This window comes from Paracoccus marinaquae (assembly GCF_018860165.1).
GTDB classification, from domain to species: domain Bacteria; phylum Pseudomonadota; class Alphaproteobacteria; order Rhodobacterales; family Rhodobacteraceae; genus Paracoccus; species Paracoccus marinaquae.
Genome location: NZ_JAHKNG010000025.1, coordinates 19868 through 40970 on the forward strand (window position 1 = coordinate 19868; position 21103 = coordinate 40970).

25 protein-coding genes are annotated in these 21103 nt (G+C 61.9%); 7 read left to right on the plus strand and 18 right to left on the minus strand.

What is annotated here, in order from left to right; translation table 11 throughout:
* The first annotated feature begins 4 nt into the window (after positions 1-4).
* Positions 5-2008 (plus strand): type IV secretory system conjugative DNA transfer family protein, encoded by a 2004-nt coding sequence (locus tag KNW02_RS13535; protein ID WP_216033814.1) that lies wholly within the window; start codon positions 5-7, stop codon positions 2006-2008.
* Between the two features lie 58 nt (positions 2009-2066).
* Here KNW02_RS13535 and KNW02_RS13540 read toward each other — a convergent pair whose 3' ends face one another.
* The 17 genes from KNW02_RS13540 to KNW02_RS13620 form a co-directional block, all read right to left on the minus strand.
* A complete protein-coding gene (locus KNW02_RS13540) occupies positions 2067-3101 on the minus strand; it encodes an ATPase, T2SS/T4P/T4SS family (RefSeq protein ID WP_216033815.1) in 1035 nt (344 codons plus the stop codon).
* Positions 3101-4363: a TraB/TrbI/VirB10 family type IV secretion system protein gene (locus KNW02_RS13545; protein ID WP_216033816.1), complete on the minus strand. Its 1263-nt coding sequence runs from the start codon at positions 4361-4363 to the stop codon at positions 3101-3103. Before KNW02_RS13545 ends, KNW02_RS13540 begins: the two co-directional genes overlap by 1 nt.
* Before the next feature lie 4 nt (positions 4364-4367).
* A complete protein-coding gene (locus tag KNW02_RS13550; RefSeq protein ID WP_216033817.1) occupies positions 4368-5099 on the minus strand; it encodes a TrbG/VirB9 family P-type conjugative transfer protein in 732 nt (243 codons plus the stop codon).
* A gap of 4 nt (positions 5100-5103) precedes the next feature.
* Positions 5104-5757, minus strand: a complete 654-nt coding sequence (locus KNW02_RS13555; protein ID WP_216033818.1) for a VirB8 family type IV secretion system protein — start codon at positions 5755-5757, stop codon at positions 5104-5106.
* Positions 5754-6782, minus strand: coding sequence for a TrbL/VirB6 family protein (locus tag KNW02_RS13560; RefSeq protein ID WP_216033819.1), 1029 nt, complete (start codon positions 6780-6782; stop codon positions 5754-5756). The genes KNW02_RS13555 and KNW02_RS13560 overlap by 4 nt, the downstream gene beginning before the upstream one ends.
* A 3-nt stretch (positions 6783-6785) precedes the next feature.
* The gene (locus tag KNW02_RS13565) at positions 6786-7565 is read right to left on the minus strand and encodes a hypothetical protein (RefSeq protein WP_216033820.1); all 780 of its coding nucleotides are present in this window, start codon (positions 7563-7565) and stop codon (positions 6786-6788) included.
* On the minus strand, positions 7562-7792 hold the full coding sequence (locus KNW02_RS13570; RefSeq protein ID WP_216033821.1) for a hypothetical protein: 231 nt from the start codon (positions 7790-7792) through the stop codon (positions 7562-7564). The genes KNW02_RS13565 and KNW02_RS13570 overlap by 4 nt, the downstream gene beginning before the upstream one ends.
* Before the next feature lie 3 nt (positions 7793-7795).
* Positions 7796-8596 carry a type IV secretion system protein gene (locus KNW02_RS13575; RefSeq protein WP_216033822.1) on the minus strand — a complete coding sequence of 267 codons (801 nt, stop codon included), beginning with the start codon at positions 8594-8596 and terminating at the stop codon, positions 7796-7798.
* Positions 8597-8598: 2 nt separating this feature from the next.
* Positions 8599-9735, minus strand: a complete 1137-nt coding sequence (locus KNW02_RS13580) for a lytic transglycosylase domain-containing protein (protein WP_216033823.1) — start codon at positions 9733-9735, stop codon at positions 8599-8601.
* Positions 9732-9884, minus strand: a complete 153-nt coding sequence (locus KNW02_RS13585) for a hypothetical protein (protein WP_216033824.1) — start codon at positions 9882-9884, stop codon at positions 9732-9734. Before KNW02_RS13585 ends, KNW02_RS13580 begins: the two co-directional genes overlap by 4 nt.
* Positions 9881-12223 (minus strand): VirB4 family type IV secretion/conjugal transfer ATPase, encoded by a 2343-nt coding sequence (locus KNW02_RS13590; RefSeq protein WP_216033825.1) that lies wholly within the window; start codon positions 12221-12223, stop codon positions 9881-9883. Before KNW02_RS13590 ends, KNW02_RS13585 begins: the two co-directional genes overlap by 4 nt.
* On the minus strand, positions 12216-12485 hold the full coding sequence (locus tag KNW02_RS13595) for a VirB3 family type IV secretion system protein (RefSeq protein ID WP_216033826.1): 270 nt from the start codon (positions 12483-12485) through the stop codon (positions 12216-12218). The genes KNW02_RS13590 and KNW02_RS13595 overlap by 8 nt, the downstream gene beginning before the upstream one ends.
* Complete coding sequence (locus tag KNW02_RS13600; RefSeq protein ID WP_216033827.1) at positions 12485-12796, minus strand: TrbC/VirB2 family protein; 312 nt, start codon at positions 12794-12796, stop codon at positions 12485-12487. The genes KNW02_RS13595 and KNW02_RS13600 overlap by 1 nt, the downstream gene beginning before the upstream one ends.
* 12 nt (positions 12797-12808) lie before the next feature.
* Positions 12809-13345, minus strand: coding sequence for a lytic transglycosylase domain-containing protein (locus KNW02_RS13605; RefSeq protein WP_431356757.1), 537 nt, complete (start codon positions 13343-13345; stop codon positions 12809-12811).
* Between the two features lie 103 nt (positions 13346-13448).
* The gene (locus KNW02_RS13610) at positions 13449-13823 is read right to left on the minus strand and encodes a hypothetical protein (RefSeq protein WP_216033829.1); all 375 of its coding nucleotides are present in this window, start codon (positions 13821-13823) and stop codon (positions 13449-13451) included.
* 406 nt (positions 13824-14229) lie between these two features.
* Entirely contained in the window at positions 14230-14832 is a 603-nt protein-coding gene (locus KNW02_RS13615; protein WP_216033830.1) for an acyl-homoserine-lactone synthase, read from the minus strand.
* 4 nt (positions 14833-14836) lie between these two features.
* A complete protein-coding gene (locus KNW02_RS13620; RefSeq protein WP_216033831.1) occupies positions 14837-15085 on the minus strand; it encodes a hypothetical protein in 249 nt (82 codons plus the stop codon).
* Positions 15086-15210: 125 nt separating this feature from the next.
* On the opposite strand from KNW02_RS13620, the gene KNW02_RS13625 reads away from it, so the two are divergent.
* The 4 genes from KNW02_RS13625 (at position 15211) to KNW02_RS13640 (ending at position 18677) form a co-directional block, all read left to right on the plus strand.
* Positions 15211-15831 (plus strand): helix-turn-helix transcriptional regulator, encoded by a 621-nt coding sequence (locus KNW02_RS13625; RefSeq protein WP_216033832.1) that lies wholly within the window; start codon positions 15211-15213, stop codon positions 15829-15831.
* A gap of 383 nt (positions 15832-16214) precedes the next feature.
* Positions 16215-16793 carry a hypothetical protein gene (locus tag KNW02_RS20890; RefSeq protein WP_431356758.1) on the plus strand — a complete coding sequence of 193 codons (579 nt, stop codon included), beginning with the start codon at positions 16215-16217 and terminating at the stop codon, positions 16791-16793.
* 310 nt (positions 16794-17103) lie between these two features.
* Complete coding sequence (repC, locus tag KNW02_RS13635) at positions 17104-18360, plus strand: replication initiation protein RepC (RefSeq protein WP_216033833.1); 1257 nt, start codon at positions 17104-17106, stop codon at positions 18358-18360.
* Positions 18357-18677: a hypothetical protein gene (locus KNW02_RS13640; protein WP_216033834.1), complete on the plus strand. Its 321-nt coding sequence runs from the start codon at positions 18357-18359 to the stop codon at positions 18675-18677. Before repC ends, KNW02_RS13640 begins: the two co-directional genes overlap by 4 nt.
* 61 nt (positions 18678-18738) lie before the next feature.
* Here KNW02_RS13640 and KNW02_RS13645 read toward each other — a convergent pair whose 3' ends face one another.
* Positions 18739-19173 carry a thermonuclease family protein gene (locus tag KNW02_RS13645; protein WP_216033835.1) on the minus strand — a complete coding sequence of 145 codons (435 nt, stop codon included), beginning with the start codon at positions 19171-19173 and terminating at the stop codon, positions 18739-18741.
* 56 nt (positions 19174-19229) lie between these two features.
* Between KNW02_RS13645 and KNW02_RS13650 the strand changes: the two genes are divergently transcribed.
* Positions 19230-19739, plus strand: a complete 510-nt coding sequence (locus KNW02_RS13650; RefSeq protein ID WP_216033836.1) for a hypothetical protein — start codon at positions 19230-19232, stop codon at positions 19737-19739.
* Between the two features lie 5 nt (positions 19740-19744).
* Positions 19745-20947 carry a DUF1173 family protein gene (locus tag KNW02_RS13655; protein ID WP_216033837.1) on the plus strand — a complete coding sequence of 401 codons (1203 nt, stop codon included), beginning with the start codon at positions 19745-19747 and terminating at the stop codon, positions 20945-20947.
* Positions 20948-21103: the final 156 nt, after the last annotated feature.

The following is a 21103-nucleotide window of genomic DNA, read 5'->3' on the forward strand; positions in this document are numbered from 1 at the left end:
CAGCATGGAACTTGACCTGAAAGACCGGGCGCGGATCGTCGCCGGCATTGTCATGACGCTTCTGATCGCGGTGATCGCATCGAGCCTGGTGCTGAACGGGATGAACCGCGATTTCAGCGGCAGTCCGATCTCGATCGTCGGTGTTCTGAGCGATCTGAGCCTTCAGACCGAGGCGCAAAAGATCGCGGCGGCGATCTTCGTCGGCGTGGTTGCGCTCTGCATCGTCTTCATCGGGGTGATGATCTACACAACGACCACGACGCGCTACGGCACGGCGCATTTCCAGGGGATCAGGGAGATGCGGCGGAACGGCTTCATCACGCCGCTGGAAGAGGGCGGTCTGATCTTCGGCAAGGTCGCGCGCCCGCCGAAGGAGCTGCGCGGCAGACCGCTGGAGGTGGTGGAAACATCGCCGAAGGAAGCGCTCAAGGCGGAGTTCATCTCGGCACCGATCGACGCCTTTCCGCAATGCCTGCTGATCGGTCCGACGCGCTCGGGCAAGGGGGTATCCTATCTCACGCCCAACTGCCTGCTGGCGGATGGCTCGCTGGTGGTGCTCGATGTGAAGGGCGAGATCTTCCGCAACACGTCGCGGATGCGGGTGGAGCTGGGCGACGAGGTGTTTCGCTTCGCACCCTATGATTTCGAGCATGGCTCGCACCACTACAATCCGCTGGCGCGCATTGCCGCGATCACGCATCCGAACCGGCGGTACGCGGAACTGGACAAGCTCGCGGACAATTTCCTGGTCGCGAAGGGGGAGGGATCGGCCTCGAACTTCCTTGGCGGGGCAAAGCAATGGTTCATCGCCGGCTGCCTGCGTGCCATCGAGATGGGCGATCCGACGCTGACCCGTGTCCATGCGCTGATGTTCGGCGATGGCAGCGAGGTCGGGGTGAGCGACAGCGACCGCTACAACGCCATCGCGAGGGCGTCGGACAATCCCATCGTGCGGCGGGAGTTCTCGAATTACGGGAACCTCGATCCGAAGATCCGGCAATCCTACAGCCAGGTCATGAGCGACAGCGGGCTGAAGCAGTGGGCCAACCCGCAGATCCAGGCCGTGACCCGGCGCGACGATATCCGGTTCGACGATATCCGCTCGCGGCGGCAGTCGATCTATATCGTGGTGCAATCAGACGATATCTCGCCGCTGAACGCGGTGATCCGGCTGATGTTCACGGACCTGATCGCCTCGATCCGGCAGACCAGCTCGGACCACGACAGCGGGCTGGGGCAGGTGTTCATCATGCTCGACGAGTTCGACCAGCTTGGCTACATGCCGATCGTCCAGCAGTCGATGAAGCAGCTTGCCGGTCACGGTGCGCGCACGACGGTGGTCACGCAGTCGATCCCCGGCCTGAAATCGGTGGGCTACAGCGATGCCGAGGTCGAAAGCCTGATCGCCGGCTGCGAGATGAAGATCTATATCTCTCCCAACGATCATTCGACCACGGAAGAGATCACCAAGGCGCTCGGCACCCGGACGGGCTTCAAGGCGTCCTACAGCTATACGCTGAACGACTTCTCGAACCGCAGCGTCAATGTCTCGACCGAAGAGCTGCCGCTGTTCACGGCCGCGCAGCTGCGGGGTTTGCCCAAGTCAAAGGTGCTGCTGATGCCGGAAGGGCACCAGCCGATCCTGGCCGACAAGATCGTCTATTACGCTGATCCGGTCTTCAAGCCGATCTTCGAGAGCCAGAAGGGGGCGTATCCCTATCCGTCGCGCCAGTTGCAGCATATCGACAGACTGGAACAGCAAGTGGTAAGGACAGCCGTGGAAAACCGGCAGATGCGCGAAGCACTGGCTGAAGCGCAAACTTTCAAACCAGCCGAAAAAACGGATCGCCAGACCCCGGCACGCGCACCAGATCCGGAAGCGCGCGGCGAACTGGACGATCAGATGGCGACGATCGAAGAGACGATCGAGATCGACAAGGAAGAGGCCGCAGCGCAACTGGCTGCGATGAATGAAAAGCTGGCGAAAAAAATGGGTGGTGGCACCTGACAACAGATAGTCGTCCAGAATGCGGCTGAACGATGTTGTTGTTACGTTGCGTGGCGCCTCACGGCGCCCCGATTGTATCGAGTGACGGGAACCAGATTTCGGCGATGCCGCGTTTCCCGGTCCGGCGGTCTTCCATCACCTGGATCACGCAGTGGATCGACTGGCGGAAGTTTTCCAGCAGTTCGCTGTGGTCGATGCGCGCGCCGGACTGGCGGATCAGCGAGGACAGTTTCTCGAAGGCCATGCGGGCAGTGCTGGCATGGATCGTGGTCATGGAGCCTTCATGGCCGGAGTTGATGGCCTCCATGAAGGTCTGGGCCTCCGGTCCCAGCAGTTCGCCGAGGATGATCCGGCGCGGGTTGAGGCGCAGGCATGCCTGAAGCAGCTTTGTCGGATTGCGCTGGCTCGCCGGGTCCAGCTCGGATTGCAGCATCAGGCTGTTGGGTTGCGTCGGGAACAGCTCCACCCCCTTCTCGATGGTGATGATGCGCTCATCGGGTTCGATGAACGAGATATAGCGCCGGGTGAGGGCGGTCTTGCCGCTGTCGGTGGCGCCGGAGATCACCAGGTTCATGCGTTCGCGGGCGAGGGCCGCCAGAACGTCGTCGAAGTCGCAATTGCCGTCCAGCGCCATGCCGAAGATCGCGCGGGCGTTCTCGGCAATCTCTGCCTCAAGCGATTTGCCGAGATCGCGCAGCCGCTCGAAGCGGAAGTCCTTCTGCGCATCTCCGGTCACGAAGGCGCGCAGCGACATGGCGACGGGGCCGCCATAGACGGCCGGCGATCTCACGGCCTGAAAGCGGAACTTGCGCATCCCGCCCTCCATGCCCTCGATCCAGAAATCAAATGTGCCGGTCGCAAGAATCCGGTCCTCATCGAACTTCTCGCCGGCAGCGCCGGCGCAGAGTTCGGTGATCTCGATCATCTTCTGCGGCGGCAATACCGGGACGCCCTGCGGTGTGTGCATCTGGGCATGACCCTGCAGCTTCACCCAGATCCGGCCATCGGCATTCATCGAGCATTCGACCAGATCGGGCCGGACCAGGACCGGGTGCAGGGGCGTCAGCGCGTCGATCAGCAGCGGGACCAGCATCAATAGAATTCCAGGTCGCTATCGACGCGGATCGACACGTTCGAACCCTGGTGCACGAGGATCGTCGGCTTCTGGCCGAGATAGCCCTTCATGACATCGCCCACGGCACCTGACAGGCTGGCGCTGACATTCGCCGCCGCATCGCCCGACGAACCGGACGAATCATCGCCATCGTCCGAGAGCAGCAACGGCAGGGCGCTGATGACGCTGACCAGCGCGGCCGAGCCGAAGCGGGAGGCAAAGTGATTGTTCACCTCACTGACCATGCCGGAGCGGCCGAGGCGGTCGGAGCCATAGGACTTGAGCGATACGGTCTGTCCATCCGTGGTGGTCAGGCGTGTCCATGCCACCAGGACGCGCTTCTGGGTCTGTCCCATTTCGGAATTATAGGTGCCGAACAGCTTCGAGCCCCTGGGCACCAGCACGCGGGTCATGTCCATCGACCAGACATCGCGCGAGACGATGGCCGCGACCTGGCCCTGAAGGTCGGAATTGATCGCGACCTCCAGCGCCGCCTCGATGATGGTGCCCTGTCCGACCGTATTCGCGGGATTGGCCGTCACGGTGGCGCGGCGGGTCTCGGTCGCGGCGGCACTGGAGATCAGGAATTCCCGATCGCCGGACATGGCCTGCCGCTCGGCGCCGACTGTTCCGTTCGCGAAGGTCTCCGAGCCGGTCTTTCCCATCACCGGTGGCGCCTGCATCCGGCGGGCCAGTTCTTCCTCGCGGCGGGCACGTTCCTCTTCCAGCGCCCTGCGCCGGTCGGCTTCGGCCTGCTCGGCCGCCAGGCGCGCCGCCTGTTCGGCCGCGGCCTCGGCTTGCCTGCGGCTGTAATCGGATTCGAGTTGCGCCTGCATCGCCGCGAGCTGGTCGGCGTTCTCCTGCTCGATCTCGTCAAGCCGTTCCTCGAAGAGCCTGCGACGTTCGGCGGCAGCCTCCTGTTCCTCGGCGATCTGCGCGGCCAGGCGCTCGTTCTCCGTGCGCAGGCGGTCAAGTTCGCCCCGATCGTCGGCAACGGGCGTGGCCTCGATCTCCGGCTCGCCGAGGTCGGGCACCATGACGCCGCTGCGGTCGTTTTGCTGGATCGCGGCGGATTGCGAGGTTTCCAGAAGCGCCCCGTCAGCAGCGTCCGGCTGTGAGAGGACGTAATAGACCCCCGCGCCGCCGACGGCGGCGAAGCCTGCCGCCAGTGCGGTGGTCCGCATCCAGCCACTTTTGCGCGGGGTCCGCTTCTGGTTCAGGATCTCGTTGCGTGCGGCCATGGCGTCACCCCTTTCCCTGCTTTGCCAGCGCAGCGCGCAGGCGGTCCGACCAGATACAGATTTCCGAATCCCCGAGGCGCAGCACCCAACGGTCCTGAACGCTCGGAATGATCATCACGCCGTTCTCTATCTTGGTCTGGACCGAGTATTCCCGACCGTTGCCATCGGCGCGAAAGGCCGCCGGCATCGCGGCGTTCTGCGAGAACTGCATGTAGGTCTTGGTCCCATCATCCCAGATCCGGGCGGGCATGAAGCCCGTCGCCCGGCTGGCCTGCTTGACGTAGTAGGTCCGCGAATTGGGGCCGGGGCTGCGGATGGCGCTGCGGGTGGCGGCCCCGGATTTGGGATAGGCGAACTCGACCAGGTACATCGGCCGCGTCGCGCCTTCGATCATCTCGAAGACATAGGTGCCGCGCGACGTGGCAACCGACATGTTCGTGCGGACGCCGGTCTGGGTCGGCTTGACGGCGAGGCTGTTGTCGCCGAGCTGACCATAGGTGAAGCCGACATTGTCGCCGAGGGCGACGTTGATGATGTCCTCGCCCGGGCCGAACTCGATGGTCGTGGCGGTCAGCACCTTCGTGTCGATCCGGTAGACCTGCCGTTCGGTGAAGACGACGGTCCGGACCCGATCGTCGGTTGGGCTGACGGAGGGGGTGATTTCGGCGGTGGCGGCGCTGCAAAGAGCACAAAAGCCGAACATTGCAGATGCGGCGAGAGCCGGGAAACGGGGCATGGCCTTATCCTTCCGATTGATGGTCGATGCGATAATCCGTCACCTGGAAGCCGAAGGGGTTTTCCCAGATCATCCGGTCGGAGGCGGTGTTCGCGGGTTTGAAGCGCCAGGAGAGGGTGACGATGTAGTTCGATGTGCCTTCGCGGGTGCCATCGACGATGCGTTTCTGCAGGCGGACCTGGGCGGTGTTCTCGCTCAGGAGGGTGATCGCGTTGATGGAGACGAACACACGGGCATCGCGGGAGATGAGCTTGCGGATATAGCGCGAGGACCTGGGGTCCCACAGATCGAGCAGATCGTCGCGGGCGGTGCCGACGGATCGGGAGATCACCCGTTCGAGACGCTGTTGCTGGTCGTGAATGTCATGGGTCTCGCGATCGAGGACATAGTTGTAGACCCAGCTTTCGATCACCGCATCCCGTTCGGTCAGCGTGGCCCGGCCGACTTCATAGGCTCGGATCACGTCGCCGGACTGGCGGTCCACAAGTCCGAGATAGGCTTGCGTGGTCTTGAGCGGCATCATGACAAGGATCGCGGCAGCCAGCAGCAATGCAGCCAGGCCGGCGATGATTGCCACGATCCAGGCCAGTTGTTCGCGCCGCCTGATGCCGAAATACATGTCGCGGTTCAGTTGGGATCTGAGGGCCTGATCGGTCACTTCGATGCCTTTCTCAAACGGTCGATCTCTGAAAACTTGGCCTGCATGGCCCGGCCCCGCTCGGCTGAGACGCCGCGCGCGGCCATGCCCATGTTGGCATAGGCCTTGTCGGTCGCGCGGGCCTGCATCATCGGTGTGCGTCCGGTCAGATAGCCGGTCCCGAAGCTGCGGGCGCGGCTGCGCACGGCACCCATGGGGTTCACGGCTGCCGAGGCGGCACCCGACATGGAGCCGAGATTGATCTGGCCGACCATGTTCGCAGCAATGGAGGGCACGTCCGCGAGCATCTTGATGCCCAGACCTGCCACCGTGATGAAGCCCAGAACGCTGAGCACGGTCGTATTGGCTTCGATCTCGACGGTGATGTGCAGCAAGAGCCCCGCGATGATCCCGATCACCGCCCCGATGGCGATGGGATAGATCAGGTAGCCGAAGACGGCGGCCAGCCAGGCCTCGAACATCGAGCGGGTGCGGGTGAAGAGCAGGAAGAAGCCCATCAGGGGCGCAATGCTGATCAGGACTGCCAGCAGCAGCTTGGCGTAAGCCACGACAAGGATATAGATGACGGCGAGGATGCCGAGAACCACGAAGAGGAACGCGCCGACCAGCGCCCGCACGAGAACGGAGTTCCCGTTCACCACCAGGTCGATGACCTCGGCCAGTGTCTGGAACATGTTGGTGGCCGCATCACCGCTGGTGTCGGACGCCGGGCCGGCCACGAAGTCGCGCACGGTGTTGCCGACCGTATCGAAGAGGGACGTTCCGGCACTGTAGATGATGTTGAAATTGCCCCAGGAGAACAGGAACGTGTAGATCGCGCCGATGCGGATCATGATGCCGATCAGCTGCGGGAAGGAGAATTCCGTGAAGCGGAAGAGCACGTTGATGCCATAGAGGACGATCAGCAGCACCGCGAGTATTTCCAGTCCGCCCGTCAGGATCGACGCAAGTCGGATAAATGTACTTTCCGCAATCGCTGCAACACGATCGTCGATCAGTCCAACGATAGTTCCGATGAACTCCATTGCTCAGTCTCGCTCACAAAAACTGCGCGCTTCAACGTCCATCGCCGTGCGGAACAAGATGGCAATCTCGTTCATCGCGCGGTCTTTCGCGAAGTTTCCACTGATCGTTTCACCGCTTGGGTGATTGGCCAGCCGCATGAGCAAGCGCCATCCCTTTTCGATTGGCACGGTCTGAGTTGCGCAGGAGCAATCGCCTGTTTCGAGCGCGGCACGGTCCGCCAGATAGTCCAGCACGCGGGCTACGTCCTGGCGGTCTACAGGCATCGGCAGGGCGGCTTCGCGTTTAAGAAGCTTGTCGATCCGGCTATATCGAGATGGATTGCAGTCGGATTTGCTTGGCGGATGGCTCATCTCGGCGGCGCGATTAAAGCCATTGACGATAGGCAGTTCGGCGAGCTTTTCCCGACGTTTCTCTGGCGGTGAGATGCTCGTGATCGCGAATTCGAAGCTTGTCAGGTCGATGCTGTCGGGATCGAAACTGTCCCAATAGGCCGCGCCGCGCGCCTTGGCCTCGGCGCGCTCCACCTCGATCTCGGCCTCCCGTTTCTGGCGTTCCAGCCGCTCGCGCGCAAAATGCGCCTGCGCGTCGGCCTCCTCGGCCTCCAGCAGATCGGAGACTGCGTCGGCATCGCCGCTGTTCAGGATCTCCAGCTTGTCGTCGTACGAGAGCTGCGCCAGATCGGCGGGGCTGTCGGAGGATGCCTGCCAGGCGACCAGCGCCCCGGCAAGCGCAAGGGCGGCAATGCCCGTGGCGCCGATCAGGCGTGACTTCGGGGTCGTCATTCCAGGTCCTCCGTTTGGGGTTCTTCGGGCGTTTTTGCCGCATCATCGGCCAGGGCTTCGGCCTGTTCCTGACGCACACGCTCCATGACGGCGGCCGTTTCAGGATCGGCGGGTTGTTCAGGCTGAGGGGTCGAGAACGGCAGGGCGGTAACGTTCCGCAGCCAGAGCCAGCCTCCGATGGCGAGCGCAAGCGCGACGAGCAAGAAACCGATCCAGACATGCTTCATCCGTCACTCGTCCTCAATTAGAGCGTCGTCGCCGGTGAGCGACAGGAACTTCTCGTCATCGGCCATCGTCGCGGCGTCGATCACACCGGCCTGGCCCATGGAGACGGTCTGGATCGCCTCCATGTTGGCCTGGTTGATAAGCGCGATGACCAATTCGCCCGTTACACGGGTGTTGAGGTCGATCGCCTGCTTCAGATTGGTCGCGTCGTCGATCTGCCCGATCAGCGTGGCGGTGCGGTCGAGCGAGGCCGAGGTCTGTTCGATCGCGTTCTCGGCCGCGGCCGAGGTATAGGCACTGGTCGCCGCCTGCGTGCCGACACGTTGCAGGTCCGGTTTGTCGCTGGCGGTCAGCGCGTCCACACCGTCCTGCGTCAGGCCGGCGCTTTCATAGATCCCGGCAATGACGTCGCCAGCAGGAGATCCGCCGACCGTGCCGTTGCCGAACACGGCCCCCCAATCGCCCGAACGGGCCGCTGCCAGCTGATCCTGAAGATTGCCGAGATTGAGGCCGCCCAGGAGGTCGTCGAGATCGAGGCCGGCCAGCAGCGTGTCGAGATCGAAGCCATCGGTCAGCGAAGACACGACCTGCTCCATCTCTTCGAGTTGCCGGATCAGTTGCCGGGTCTGCTCGTCGAGAATGCCGTTCGTCCGGATCGACTGCGCCAGCTCGTCCTGGCTGGAGTTCAGGAGCGCGATCAGTTCGGCCAGCGAACGCGGATCATGGGTAGGCACGCCCTGGGCGAAGGCCAGGCCCGCAGAGAGGCACAGACCCGTTGCGGCGGCGAGATTGCGGAACATGCTCATGGTCAGCCTCCTGTCGTGGGGGTGTCGGTCAGGGTGAGGAATTGTTCGTCGGCGATCTGTGCCTGGACCTGGGCTGCGAAGCGTTGCGCTTCGACGCGCCGCTGGGTGGCTTCCATGATCGTCATCATCGACGCCAGACGCGTAATCTCGGCGCGCAGATAGGTGTTGAGGTCGATGGCCTCGCGGGTGGTCGTGGTCTCGGGAATGCGGGCGATCAGGGCACGGACGCGCCGTGCCGAGAGTTCCAGCTGGTTCGACATGGAAAAACCGAGTTCCATGCCCGCATCGGACAGGTTGCCAAGCTCGGCCAGGGCCATGTCGCCCGCGACCATGGTTCCGAGATCGTCCGAAGAGCCCATGCCAGCGGCGTATGCATTCGCATACCCGGTGATCTTGACCACGTAATCCTGTGTCTCTGCATAAGGGGGAATCCCGCCATAGCGCTGGACCGCGCCCGGGCCGGCGTTATAGGCCGCAAGCGCGAGCGGCATCGAGCCGAAGCTGCCGAGCTGCATCAGCAGGTAACGTGCGCCGCCATCGAGCTGCACGCGGGGATCGTTGCGCTGCGAGGCCGGAATACCAAGCTGATCGAATGTGCCCGGCATGATCTGGGTCAGCCCGCAGGCGCCCTTGTGCGAACAGACCCGGACCTGGAACCCGCTTTCCTGCTTCACGAGCGCCTGGAACCAGGCCCGGAACCCGACCGGCGAGACACCGGCACGGGCCAGCGCCGGATGCGTCTGGTAGCGCTGGACGGTTTCCACGATCATCTGTTCGATCGTCACCCGGCCTTCGCCGAAGAGCCGGCTTTCCGCACCGGCGACGGCGGAGGTATCATAGGCGGCGGACACCGATGCACCGTCCAGGTCCTCGAAATCGGTGGGCGCGAAGCCGCTGGTATTCATCGAGGCAATGGCTGCGTCGATGGCTGCCAGCTGATCGCGATGAAGTGCATTCATGTCGATGCGGACGCTGTTTCCGTCTTCGGCCTCGCCCGAGATCCGGCCCTGCAGCACCGAAAGCGTTCCGGCGCGCAGGGTCCGCAAGGCATCGCTCACGGGAACCCCCTGGGCGAGCGTCAGGCTCGCCACGGAGGCCCCGAGCATGAGGCCGAGTGCAATGCGCCGGCTCCGGATCATGACTTCGGCACTGCCACCAGCGCCGAGCTGAGCGCACCGGGCTTCAGCTTGCCGAAACAGTTCGAGCGGCGTTCGGACAACTCGCCGCTCTGTGCGGCACAGCCGGCCACCGCCAGCGCAAGAAGGAGGCTCATCACGATACGGGTCATGCCGTGTTTCCTTTCCAGAATTCGGGATTGTCGCGCCAGTCGCTGCCGAAGCGCCGTTCGGCCGAGCGACCACCGCCGAGGACACTGAGATAGGGGCCAAGGGCCGAGAGATCGGTGTCGAGGATGTTCGAGCTTTGCCCGTCCCGCCACAGCGCCCGGCGGCCGCCGGCCTGCGAGCCGAGCAGGAAGGACAGTTCGGCGTCAGACAGCGACAGCCCGTCATAGCTGTCACGGCCCGCCTGGTGGTGCGGCAGGATCAGCTGGTTCTGCAAGCCTTCGAGGATCGAGGCCCCGGCGGCGCAGTCACGGATCTGCGAGACGAACTGCACCAGCATGACCACGACGACGTTCTTCTTGCGCAGCGTCGCCAGCCAGGTCTTCAGCTCGCGCTGGAAGTAGAGATCGTCGAGAAACACGCCCGCCTCTTCCAGGACCAGCAGGGTCGGGGTGCGGGCGCTGACGGTCTTCTCGATCTGCCGGAAGAGATAGGCCAGCAATGCGGTCCGCTCGATCTCCATGTTGAGAAGCGCCGTCATGTCGACACCGACGATATCCGAGGCGCTGAAATCCACGATCGGGGCGCTATCCTGGCCGAAGACCCAGCCGTACTGGCCGTTGGGGGACCACTCACCGACCCGCGCCCCGATATCACCCTCGAAGGAGCGGAAACGTGTCGTGAAGTTGGTGAAGTCCCTGAAAGAGGCGAGTGCCGTCGCGTTGCTTTCGACGGTGCGCGCCAGTTTCTCGGAATCGCTGACCGAAAGCTGATGCCCCTTCCGTTCCAGAAGCGCGGTCAGCCAGCTGCGCAGCCATGCCTGACCTTCCTCGTCGGTTTCCGAGGCCAGCGGGTTGAGCCCGGTATTCCGGCCGGCACGCACGGCGGTGTAGGTGCCGCCAAGCGCGCGCAGGGGCATTTCCAGCGACTGGTCCTTGTCGAAGGCGATGATCCGGCATCCGGTGCGTCGCGCCTGCGCGGCCAGGAAGGCCATGATCGTCGATTTCCCGGCATCGGGCGGGCCGACGATCAGGGTGCTGGCGAAGGGCGGCTCGGACTCCGCATGGGCGAAGCGGCCATGGAACGAGAAATCATAGGGCGAATTTGCACAACTCTTGAAGGTCGTGATCGGCGTGCCCCAATAGCATTCGGAGGCGGGCTTGCCGAGCCGGACCATGTGCAGCGCCGCGAAGTCCGAGAAGTTCCGGTTGGAGATGGTCAGCGGGCGTTTCTGGAACTCGTGATTGCCCGGAAACCGCGCGAACCAGGCTGCGGCCAGCCCGTGCTTTTCGACGACGATCTTGAGCTTCTTCGAGCGCAGGATGGCCGTGACCGCCGTCACCTTGCGCTTGAGGGCATCGGGGGTTGCGGCATAGACGGTGACGATGGTCTGGCTGTCGCCAAAGCCCATCTGTCCCATTTGCAGATCCTCGGCGGCCTCCTGAAGCTGCGCGGCGATCTTGCCGCCGGCGCTTTCCTCAAGCGTCTGCTCAAGCCGGGTTGTCGCCTTGGCCGAGATCAGGTCAGGCAGAAGCGGCTGGTAGGTGCAGGAGATCAGAATGTCGGGATCAGTGTAGAGCGTGTCGAGAATGCCGCCATGGGTCTGGGGCGAGAGGTTCGCCACGCTGATCACCGAAGCATATCGCGTCTCGAAGTCGTCGCCGATTTCCACGGCCCGGTCGTAGATCTCGATGGGCGTGCGGATATCGTCCACGATGGTGCCGGTCTCGGACCGGGCCAGCGGCGCATAGACGCCCGTCGAGATCGCGCGCAGAAACCCGGTCAGCGTGCCGTCGTCGATCGCCAGCAGCTCCGAGCCATCGCCCAGGGTCTCGGCCACGCTCTGGGAGAGTTCTGCGAGATCGGACAGACGCTCGGGCAGGGCATCCTGACGCCCATGGCCAAGCAGTCCGCCAAAGATCGGCATGCGTTCTGCCATTGATTTGCGCTCGATCACCGAGAGGAACAGCACCGGGACGCAGAGGCCCGCCGAGGTGATGTGAGTGCGCCAGGCCTGGTCCAGCTCCTTGCCGAAGCCAGGTTCGACGAAGGCTTTCGGTTGATAGTCGAAATCGTGATAGGCAGAGCGGATCTTGTGGAAGTGGAAGCTGAAATTGTTGCCGGACTTGTCCACCAGCTCAGCGAGGCGGTCATTGATATGGGCCAGTTCGCTTTCGCTGGCCGTGAACGGGTTGACGCCCGCGACCTTCACGACCGAGACCAGCGCCCCGCTGCGCGTGGCGATGGCATGGTTATTCTCTTCGAAGAGATAGGGCAGCATGTCTTCGAGGTCGCGGGCACCGCCGAACAGCGCCCGGATCGGACTGGGGAAAACATCATTCATAGCGGGATCCGGAACTGGCGCGCAGAAGCCGCTCGGGCGTGCGCGAGGTCACGACGGCGATGAAGCGCGCGAAATGCGGATTGATGACCGAGGCGGCCCAGAGAGCCGCCCAGAGAACCGGGATCGCCCAGAGATACCAGAGACTGTCGAGGAAGATGAACGTGAGGAACGGCGGGAGGAAGGCCAGCCCGGCCAGCGGCAGGGGCAGGCCAAAGAACCTGGCCTGCCGGTTGAGCCCCTGGATATACACGTTCTCCCGCATCACTCGGCGGATCCGCGGAAGATCGCGATGATCGACTCGGCGAGGTTGTCGCCGCCGAAGATGAAGAACAGCCCGACGACCGTCACGCCGATCCACTTCCAGTCGATGAACTTGGTGAAGATCGCCAGAAAGCCGATGATCAGCAGGATGAGGACGACGGCGGTCAGCGCAAGGTTGTTGTCGCGCAGCTGCGCGATGATGCTTTCGCCGGTATCCTCAAACCCGGACAGATCGACTTCCTGGGCATGGGCCTGGATGGCCGCCGCGCACCAGATCCCGGCGGCGACGAGCTTTTGCCTGAAGTTCGGCATGGGGCAATTCCTTTATGTCAAACGGTAGCGATAGATCGCCATGACCTTGCGGACATGGTTCCGGGTTTCCCGGTAGGGGGGGATGCCGCGATACTTGCGGACCGCGCCGGGGCCGGCGTTGTAGGCGGCCAGGGCGAGTTCGGGCGTGCCGAAAGCGCCGAGCTGCATCAGCAGATAGCGCGCCCCGCCATCGAGGTTCTGGACAGGATCGCGCGGATCGACGCCGAGAAAGCGCGCGGTTCCGGGCATGAGCTGCGCAAGCCCCATCGCGCCGGCCGAGGAATAGGCTGTGATCTTGAACCCGCTTTCGACCTGGATCATCGAATGGAAGTAGGCGTCCCAATGCCGGGGCGAGAAGCCTGCGGCACGGATCGCAGGATGGGATGCGTACCGTGCTGCGGCGGCCGTCACCATCTCCCGGATCGACGCTGGCGCTTCGGTGGGAACCAGCATCGAGCGGATCAGTGCTGGCTCGTCTCTTGCTGTCCGGGAATACTCGGGATCGTCCTCGGGGCGCGCGAAGATATCGCGGGCTGCGCCGGCGTTCAGGACGAAGCCGCGGGTCTCGGAGAGGACATCGGCGTGGCTGGCAACTGGGAGAGCCGCCAGGACCGCAATGAAGCGCCGTTTAGTTAAGGGCGCAGAGCAAGAACTATGAGTTCGATTTCCCGTCCACGATGATGGATTCACCCTTGATGATAGGTGCGGCTGATATCGTGAACCCAAGCTCTTTGCACAGGGTTGTGACAGTGGTGAGGGTGCGGATTTCGCGGAAAGTATACTCGGCAACAGTGCTCTTTTCTGAAGAGCTGCCTGCTTTGCGGAGCGCGCGTGTTGTAACCAGCGCAGCCCAATTTGCTGGGGATTGCGGGTCAATTCCGAAGAAGTACCAGCGCCCATGCCATTGCGGACCGCGCAGTTCAGGCTCCGCATCGCAATGAATGCAAAGCTCCCAGCCCTTATCAAGCAAGTCCTTGAGACCATCGACCGTGACCACATTCGGAGGCTCTTTGTTGATCCGATTCACGGGCACGTCTCCACAGACTGGCAGCGACGGCACCGATTGGGCCATCGTTGCAAATTTATATGACCTGTTCAAGATATAAAAATGAACAAGCGGCCATTTGGCAGCTTAATACCTACCCGCACTCGGAAATTGTTCCAAGTACCATCCCGCGAAGATGGATTTGCATGAGATAGTGCGGTTTGGACTACCTAAGGTATGCGAAAGCACCGGCCGGAGGCGCCATGCCCATCAGCTCTCGCTTGCCGGACCTTGCGTTCCTCACAACGAGACCTGCGCCCGCCAGCTCTATAGTCATGATTCCGGTCGTATCCGACAGTTCGTCAAAGCGCTTCAACATCTGTTCAAGCGTGTCGCGGGTGATCTCTGCACTCAGATCCGCGGTGATGGGAAACATAGCTAGAAGGCCCTAAAGGTGTCGCACGGGGCACTCGATCACCTGGAAGCGACCATCCTGATTGCCCGAAATCGGGCCCAGACTTGCGGCCGGCCATCGCCAGCCCCGAGCCATGCGCAGAAAAGCTGGTGATCCAAGAAAGAGCACCGAGTTTGCACCAACGGCGTTGAGAAATTCGTTCGTTGTTTCCAGGATCAGCTTGGTAACGACCGGGGGGCCATCAACAACCATTCTGGTGAGCTCCCAGACATGCTCATCTTCAGGTGGCAGATGATAGCAGAGATCTTCGGGCAACCCTGGCAAGAGCCCCAAACACGCATCTCGGATCATGTAAGAATACCGTAGATTTCCCCCGCCGCTTCTTTGATCCGTGCGCCGGAGGCGAGCGCCGCCGACGACGCGCATGTTCTGGGTCGCTATGACGTATGTCGTATCAAAGGTGTCATATTGCTCAAATTCAAGCTCTTCTGCGTGAAACAGAGGCCATTCGAGGCGATCGACAAACACTTCTTTCCTGAGCTTGAGGTAGGCGGTCACCAAGTGCCAGTTCGGGATGCCGTCGGGATAACGGACGATATGGATCTCATATCCATCATTCGAGACCCGGCGTTTCACTTCCTCAGTGGTTGATCGGATTGTCATTGCTCAGGCGATCTTCGTTAAGGACCGTTGTCGAACCAAGGAAAAGTCGAACGCCTTCCGTTGTCTTGCCCCAGACCCCCCAATCGCAGATCTCCAGTACAAGCCTTTCCCCTTCACGGAGGGAATCGCACATACTCATGAGGTTGACCGCCATGTCTGGCGTGAATTCGACGTGCGCAAGCACCTTAAGTCCCTTCGGACGCAGACGATCTGCGACATTCTTCATCCCGGAATCTGCCTCGTCAGGTTTCTTCGACGAACCATATCCAGAAGATAGGGCATTGACAGCAGGCTGTCTAAAACGACAGTCTGAAAGGACAGAATTCACTTTTCCCTTGACATTTCGAGATCATGATTGAGCAAGCCATCCCAAACCATGAGGAAGAACTCGCTCGCCTGGCGGAAATCGGCACCACAGGCTTCGTCATTGGCTTTGGACTGAGGTTCGGCCAACCTGATTTCTTCCTGAATCGTTACCCAGAGGCCTGGACAACAAAATACGAAGAAGAGAACTACTTCTTTGGTGATCCGGTCGCCGCCTGGACGATCGCTCGAACTGGGGCGATCCGCTGGTCAGAGATAACTTTCCCAGACATCCGCAACGTGATGCCCGAAGCGGCGAAGCACGGTCTCATTTATGGGGCAACCGTTGTGACAAAGGTCGGGCGTAAGCGTTCGTTCATGTCGCTTGCCCGGCCTGATAGAGAAATGACCGATGCTGAAATGGAGTACCTGCATTCCCAGATTCAGCTGTGGGCACGGCTGTTTGCGAGGTCTCAAGTTGCATTGACCGAAGGTGAAATTGACGTACTACGCCTGCTGCGCGATGGCCTGACCCAAGGAGAAGCTTCTGAACGACTTGGGATAAGCACTTCGACCGTCAAGTTTCGTCTAAGCAGTGCTCAGAAGAAGTTCGGCGCCAATCGTACCGCAAATGTCATAGCGCTCGCGGCACGACAGAATATCATATAATGTCAAGGGAAAAGTGAATTCTGTCCTTTTGGGCTGTCTAAAGAGACAAAGTTTCCGTTAGGTCTTTATTAACCATTTTGCTGGCCGCAGAAGCTTACAGGTCCATCTGTACGGGAACTGGTATCGTCATGTCTTCTGCGAACACCTCCAAGGCTCGACTGACAGCAATCCCGCTGCAACCTACCGCAGAAGCAGGTGAGGACATCTGGCTATACAAGTGGAATACTGGCGAGCTCTCGTTGTTGCAGGTGCCAGAGACGCTTCAGTTCGACCCATCTCGATCCATGCTGCGTGTTCGTGGCGCGGCAGATAGGATCACTTGATGCTGAACTCATTCTGCTGTAGGCAATAATATATCTCAGACAAGAGGTATAAAAATGCTCATGTGCGTTGACCCAAAGCGTCTGTTGCGAACGGTTGTTGTGTCTGCCGGGGTTGGCTTTGCCTCCTACTCCTGGACCACCCTTCCAGCACAATCATACCAGATCGACTGCGCCATTCTGCTCTGTCTCGCAGGTGGTTTTCCGGCGTCTGCCGAGTGCTCGGCGGCACATGCCGAGATGATCCGGCGCATTACACCATGGCCGATCGAGCCGCCCTTGCAGCTTTGGCGCTGCCCGATGGGCGGGGCGACGATTTCGGCCAGCGTGAGTACGGGTGGTGTACCGGATGAGGTGCGGAGCTATCGCGCCGGGATAGAGGTCTGGCAGCTATCGAAACGCTCGATCACCAGCAGCGGTGGTCGCGAGGTGTACCGAACGGCCATTCGGCATTTCTATCATGAGGGTGGCGAGTTCCGGCGCGAAGGAGTCCAAGAGACGAGCCTGCCGGGGTGGGTCGAGGAACAACTTGAGGTTCATGCCGGTGCGGGCATGGCGGGCGAGTACGGCAGTTTCCGGGGAATCCTAATGCGGACGCAAGACTACCGCGGTAGCCCGTCATATGAGTGGGTCCCCTACTGATCCTTGTCCGCGTCACGCGCGGACACACAATAATTGCCGTTAACGCCTAGTTGTCGTAGGCTCCGCAGTTAACGCCCCAAAAGAGGAGCACGAGCAGAATCAGGTAGACAATCCCCAAAAGGAAACCCCCCGCACGGGGTCCGCACGAGGGGGGTTCGGTTTGGTAACACAGGTTTGGCGACCTGCATTGCTCACAAGGTTAAGAGCATAGTTACCTTCCCAACCCCGAAAATCAAGAGCAAAAACGCATCTGTGCGAACAGATCCGATATGCCTGCGGAACCTGTGCCTCAACAAACATGAGGACAGAGATGGCATTCCAGAGGGCGGCGCATCCCGCCGCGACGCGGGCCTACCGCGACACCGAAGACGAACACCCGACGCTGCCGGGCAATATGCAGCGGGACAGCTTCGCGGCGCTAGTGGAGCGCGTGGCACCGCGCCTTGGCGTCGGGCCGGCCGCGGCGCATGCCTTTGTGCGCCTGGCGAGCATGACACGACCGAGCGACTGGACCAGTCCGGATCGAACCCCGTTCATCTATGCGGAGGCCGGCGAAGTCGCGAAGATGTTGGGTCTGTCGCAGCCGCGGACGCGCGCAATCACTTGTGAGCTGGAACGCGCCGGGCTGGTCGAGCGCCGGACAGGCGCGAATGGCAGCCGGTCGCGGGCGGCGGGAACCGGGCTCTATTTCGGGGCGGCGATTGCCCGCGCGGCGGAATTGAAGGTTCTGGATGACCAACTGGCGGCCGAACGGCAGCAGGAGATCTTCCTGCGCGGCCAGCGCAGCACGCACAAGCGCCATCTGATCCGCGCGTTGGAGGGCCTGTCGGAGATCAGCCCCCATTGCCCGGAGGCTGAAGCGATCCGGCACGAGGCGGACACGTGGCCGTCTGCGGACCGGCTTCACCGTATGGACCTCGCGGCACTCGAATCCCATGTGGATGAAGCGGACCAGCTGTGCAGAACCGCACTGGATCTTCTCCAAAAGAGAGAAAAAACAAGCGGTGGACCGCTCGAAAACAAGCGGTCCTATATACAAGATACAACTGAAGAATCCTTGGTATCCTGTAACGAGACCGTGGATAGGCGGAGCGCGGGCAAGCCCGCGCACGACAAATCCCATGTCGTGCCGCCTGACGGCGGCCCGAATTGCCGAGAAAAAGATGATGGGGCGGCCAGCGGAGCGCTCAAGAGCGAATTTATCGCCCGGCTTGGACCACAGAGGCTGTTCGATCTCGCATCACCGGAAATGCAGCTCTATCTCTGCGGAAGGGCAGAGCCGGAGTATCTGCGGTTCCACGATTTCGTCTGGGCTGCCGAGCGGCGGGTGCCGGAACTCGGGATCAGCCCCGATGCCTGGAACACGGCGCGCGAGGCGATGGGCGAGGACAGCGCCATGCTGTCGATCCTGATCCTCGATGCCCGCAAATCCGAGCCGGGCCATGTCATCTTCAAACCCGGCGGCTACCTGCGGGCCATGACGGAACGATACCGGCGGGGCGAGCTGTACCTGATCCGCAGCCTGATCGGGCTCAGCGAACGCCAGAGGGCAGGGCAGGGGTCATGAAGCGCGACTTGGCAGCCGCGGCGATCCTGATTTCCCTCATGCAGCCGGCAGTCGCACAGGCGCCGATCTGTATCCCGCCGGAAGAGCCCTTCGTGCCGGCCGACGACGCAGCTTTCGGGGAATATGCCGACCTGGTGGCGGAAGACTTCGAGCGGTATTTTTCGGAAGTCCGGCCCTACATCGCCTGCCTCGACGCCGCGCGGCAGGATGCCTTTGCCCGCGCGCGGGAGATTTCCGCGCAGCACGAGGCGTTCTGGAAACGGGCCGACGAGATGGGACTGACGGAGGAAGTCGCAACCGATGCCGATCCGGAGTGACGTGCCGGCCGATGCCGGTCCGGCGCTCGATCCTCGACGTCTCGCTGCCGATTCCAGCATCTTACCAATAGCGGCGGCATATGTTCTGCGCGATCATGATGCCGGCAAGATCCGTGCCATCCGGCAACATGCAGCTCCCGATCCATCGGTCATAGCTGCGCCTGCCAGTCACGTGACAGGAGAGGGACTGACCCCTGACCAGTTGCTGCATGACGGCTTTTGCGCTCCGCCCGTCGGCGGTGCCCAGTTCGGCGCAGTCGAGAGAGCCGAAGCGGATGGCCTGACCTCGGACCTCGATGGTGTCGCCGTCGCGCACATGTGTGACCGGACCTGCGATCGTCTGAGGCGCCAGGATAGGGACCAGCCACGGAACGTACTCGGGAAACCGCTCGGCAGGGTCGAGCGCATAACACGCGACTGCCGCGAGGCTCAGCGACGATATGATGCGAGCTTTCAAGGCCACATGGTCCAGGTCAATACACCAATCGGCGTTCACTTATTGTTCTTAAAGAGACTCGCCTGTGATAGAGTGAATGTAAAGGAGATCGAGCCATGACCCAGCCCATTCAGATCAGACCTGCCAGTAGCAGCCAGGTGGCTGCATTCGTTGCCCGTCAGCGCGCGGAAGACGCAGCGGTGGCGCGCAATGCCGATCGCGCGCGTGAACACCAGGCGGAACTCGAAGCCGCGGATATGGAGGCGACGGCATGGGAAGATGCGGCCGCCCGGCTTCTGGATGAGGGCCGTGATCTGTTCGGAAGCGACAAGGCCGCGCGTCAGGAAATGGCACAACTCCTTGATGCCCGTGAACGAGCGGCGCGGCCGCGCCCGACGGAAGCGGACCAGCGGGCCAGGTATAGCGGCATCACCTCCAAAGAGGCGTTCAGACAGGCTGTCGGCCAGGTGGCACCACTGCATATTCTGATCTCGATTGTGCCGCTTCAGTTCGTGGCCCTGATCGGCATGAACGCCACGGTCCCGGTCCTGATCGCCGCAGCCTATGTCGGTTTTTGGGTTTGGCTTCGCTGGCGCAAGATCCTCGACCTTGCCGGGGGCGTGTAGTCAACATGAGCGTTTCCCGCTACCGCCTGACGGGTCGGGAGTTTGCCGGTGACGCGCCAGATCTGTCCGGGCTTCTTGCTGCCGCACATGAGAAAAAGGTCCGGCCGCGCTGCCTCTGCACTGCGGCCGAGCCGGAAATGTATGTCGCCCGGTTCGGGGACGATCTCCTGCTCAAGCGGATGCCCGGAACCGGGCATCTGCACGACCCTTCCTGCCCCACTTTCGATCCGCCGCCCGAGCTGTCGGGGCTTGGACAGCTCAACGGAAAGGCCATCGTCAGCGATCATGAAGGCGCGACGGTCCTGAAACTCGATTTCCCGCTTTCGATGAGATCGGGTCGTGCGGTGACGCCGACCGACAGCAAGGTGGCCGCCGCGACCTCGGCAACCGCCACGCCCAACAAGCTCGGTCTGCTTGGTATGCTGCACTATCTCTGGGATACCGCCGAACTCACCAAGTGGCGGCCGTCATGGGCGGGCAAGCGTGGCTGGTGGCTGGTGTATCGCGAACTCACCGCCGTCGCCGAACGCACCAGCTCGAAGGCCGGTCCGCTGTCCTCGATCCTGCTGGTGCCACCGCAGTTTCATCCCGACCGCAAAGAGGCACTGGCGAGAGACCGGGACAGGTTCCTTCACCATCTTCAGCCCGCGAAGGGCAAGCCGGTTCCGCTCGGATTGCTGGTCGCGGAGATCAAGTCGCAGGAGCCTTCGCAATATGGTCGCCGGCTGCGCTTCAAGCACCTTCCGGATATGGCGTTCTTTATGGATGACGACCTGTGCCGAAGATTTGACAAACTGACCACAACTAAGGCGAGAATGGTCGAGGCCATTGACGGCGCGCATTTGATGGCGATCGCAACCTTCAGTATGCGCGGCAACTACGCCGAGATCCGTGAGATCGCGGTGATGCCGGTTACGGCGGATTGGATTCCCTTTGACGACGAGCGCGAGATCACCCTGGTGAAAGCGCTGGCAGACCGGAACTTCGTAAAATGTCTCCGCTACAATCTGCGGGCCGATGCGCCGGTCGCGAGCGTCCTACTCACCGATACGACACCTCCCACGGCGCTTTATGTGCCACCCCACCACCTTGCGCCGGAGGCTGAGGCGGATCTGCGTGAGATCGCGGCCGAAGGTGCCTACCCTGCTTGGATCTGGTCGGTGGGCGAATTCGAGATGCCGGAATTACCGATGATAGACCGCGGCTGAGCTATGGCTGGGCGTCGGCGGAGCAGCGGTGCTCATCCATCTTGAACTGTGTCCCATTTGGGTACACCCATTATGGACGTTCTTCATGAACACCGCCTACAGCGGAATGACTGTTCATTTTGGGTCTGTTTATGTATATTGAACACATTTCGCCAA

Coding starts and splice junctions, on each gene's coding strand:
- KNW02_RS13600 (WP_216033827.1), bottom strand. CDS start 12,796: ATGCCGAACTTCAGGCAAAAGCTCGTCGCCGCCGGGATCTGGTGCGCG.
- KNW02_RS13625 (WP_216033832.1), top strand. CDS start 15,211: ATGATTGAGCAAGCCATCCCAAACCATGAGGAAGAACTCGCTCGCCTG.
- KNW02_RS13575 (WP_216033822.1), bottom strand. CDS start 8,596: ATGAGCATGTTCCGCAATCTCGCCGCCGCAACGGGTCTGTGCCTCTCT.
- KNW02_RS13650 (WP_216033836.1), top strand. CDS start 19,230: ATGACCCAGCCCATTCAGATCAGACCTGCCAGTAGCAGCCAGGTGGCT.
- KNW02_RS13565 (WP_216033820.1), bottom strand. CDS start 7,565: ATGACGACCCCGAAGTCACGCCTGATCGGCGCCACGGGCATTGCCGCC.
- KNW02_RS13560 (WP_216033819.1), bottom strand. CDS start 6,782: ATGGAGTTCATCGGAACTATCGTTGGACTGATCGACGATCGTGTTGCA.
- KNW02_RS13640 (WP_216033834.1), top strand. CDS start 18,357: ATGAAGCGCGACTTGGCAGCCGCGGCGATCCTGATTTCCCTCATGCAG.
- repC (WP_216033833.1), top strand. CDS start 17,104: ATGGCATTCCAGAGGGCGGCGCATCCCGCCGCGACGCGGGCCTACCGC.
- KNW02_RS13595 (WP_216033826.1), bottom strand. CDS start 12,485: ATGCGGGAGAACGTGTATATCCAGGGGCTCAACCGGCAGGCCAGGTTC.
- KNW02_RS13585 (WP_216033824.1), bottom strand. CDS start 9,884: ATGACCCGTATCGTGATGAGCCTCCTTCTTGCGCTGGCGGTGGCCGGC.
- KNW02_RS13545 (WP_216033816.1), bottom strand. CDS start 4,363: ATGGCCGCACGCAACGAGATCCTGAACCAGAAGCGGACCCCGCGCAAA.
- KNW02_RS13590 (WP_216033825.1), bottom strand. CDS start 12,223: ATGAATGATGTTTTCCCCAGTCCGATCCGGGCGCTGTTCGGCGGTGCC.
- KNW02_RS13540 (WP_216033815.1), bottom strand. CDS start 3,101: ATGCTGGTCCCGCTGCTGATCGACGCGCTGACGCCCCTGCACCCGGTC.
- KNW02_RS13570 (WP_216033821.1), bottom strand. CDS start 7,792: ATGAAGCATGTCTGGATCGGTTTCTTGCTCGTCGCGCTTGCGCTCGCC.
- KNW02_RS13655 (WP_216033837.1), top strand. CDS start 19,745: ATGAGCGTTTCCCGCTACCGCCTGACGGGTCGGGAGTTTGCCGGTGAC.
- KNW02_RS13580 (WP_216033823.1), bottom strand. CDS start 9,735: ATGATCCGGAGCCGGCGCATTGCACTCGGCCTCATGCTCGGGGCCTCC.
- KNW02_RS13535 (WP_216033814.1), top strand. CDS start 5: ATGGAACTTGACCTGAAAGACCGGGCGCGGATCGTCGCCGGCATTGTC.
- KNW02_RS13620 (WP_216033831.1), bottom strand. CDS start 15,085: ATGAAGAATGTCGCAGATCGTCTGCGTCCGAAGGGACTTAAGGTGCTT.
- KNW02_RS20890 (WP_431356758.1), top strand. CDS start 16,215: ATGTGCGTTGACCCAAAGCGTCTGTTGCGAACGGTTGTTGTGTCTGCC.
- KNW02_RS13550 (WP_216033817.1), bottom strand. CDS start 5,099: ATGCCCCGTTTCCCGGCTCTCGCCGCATCTGCAATGTTCGGCTTTTGT.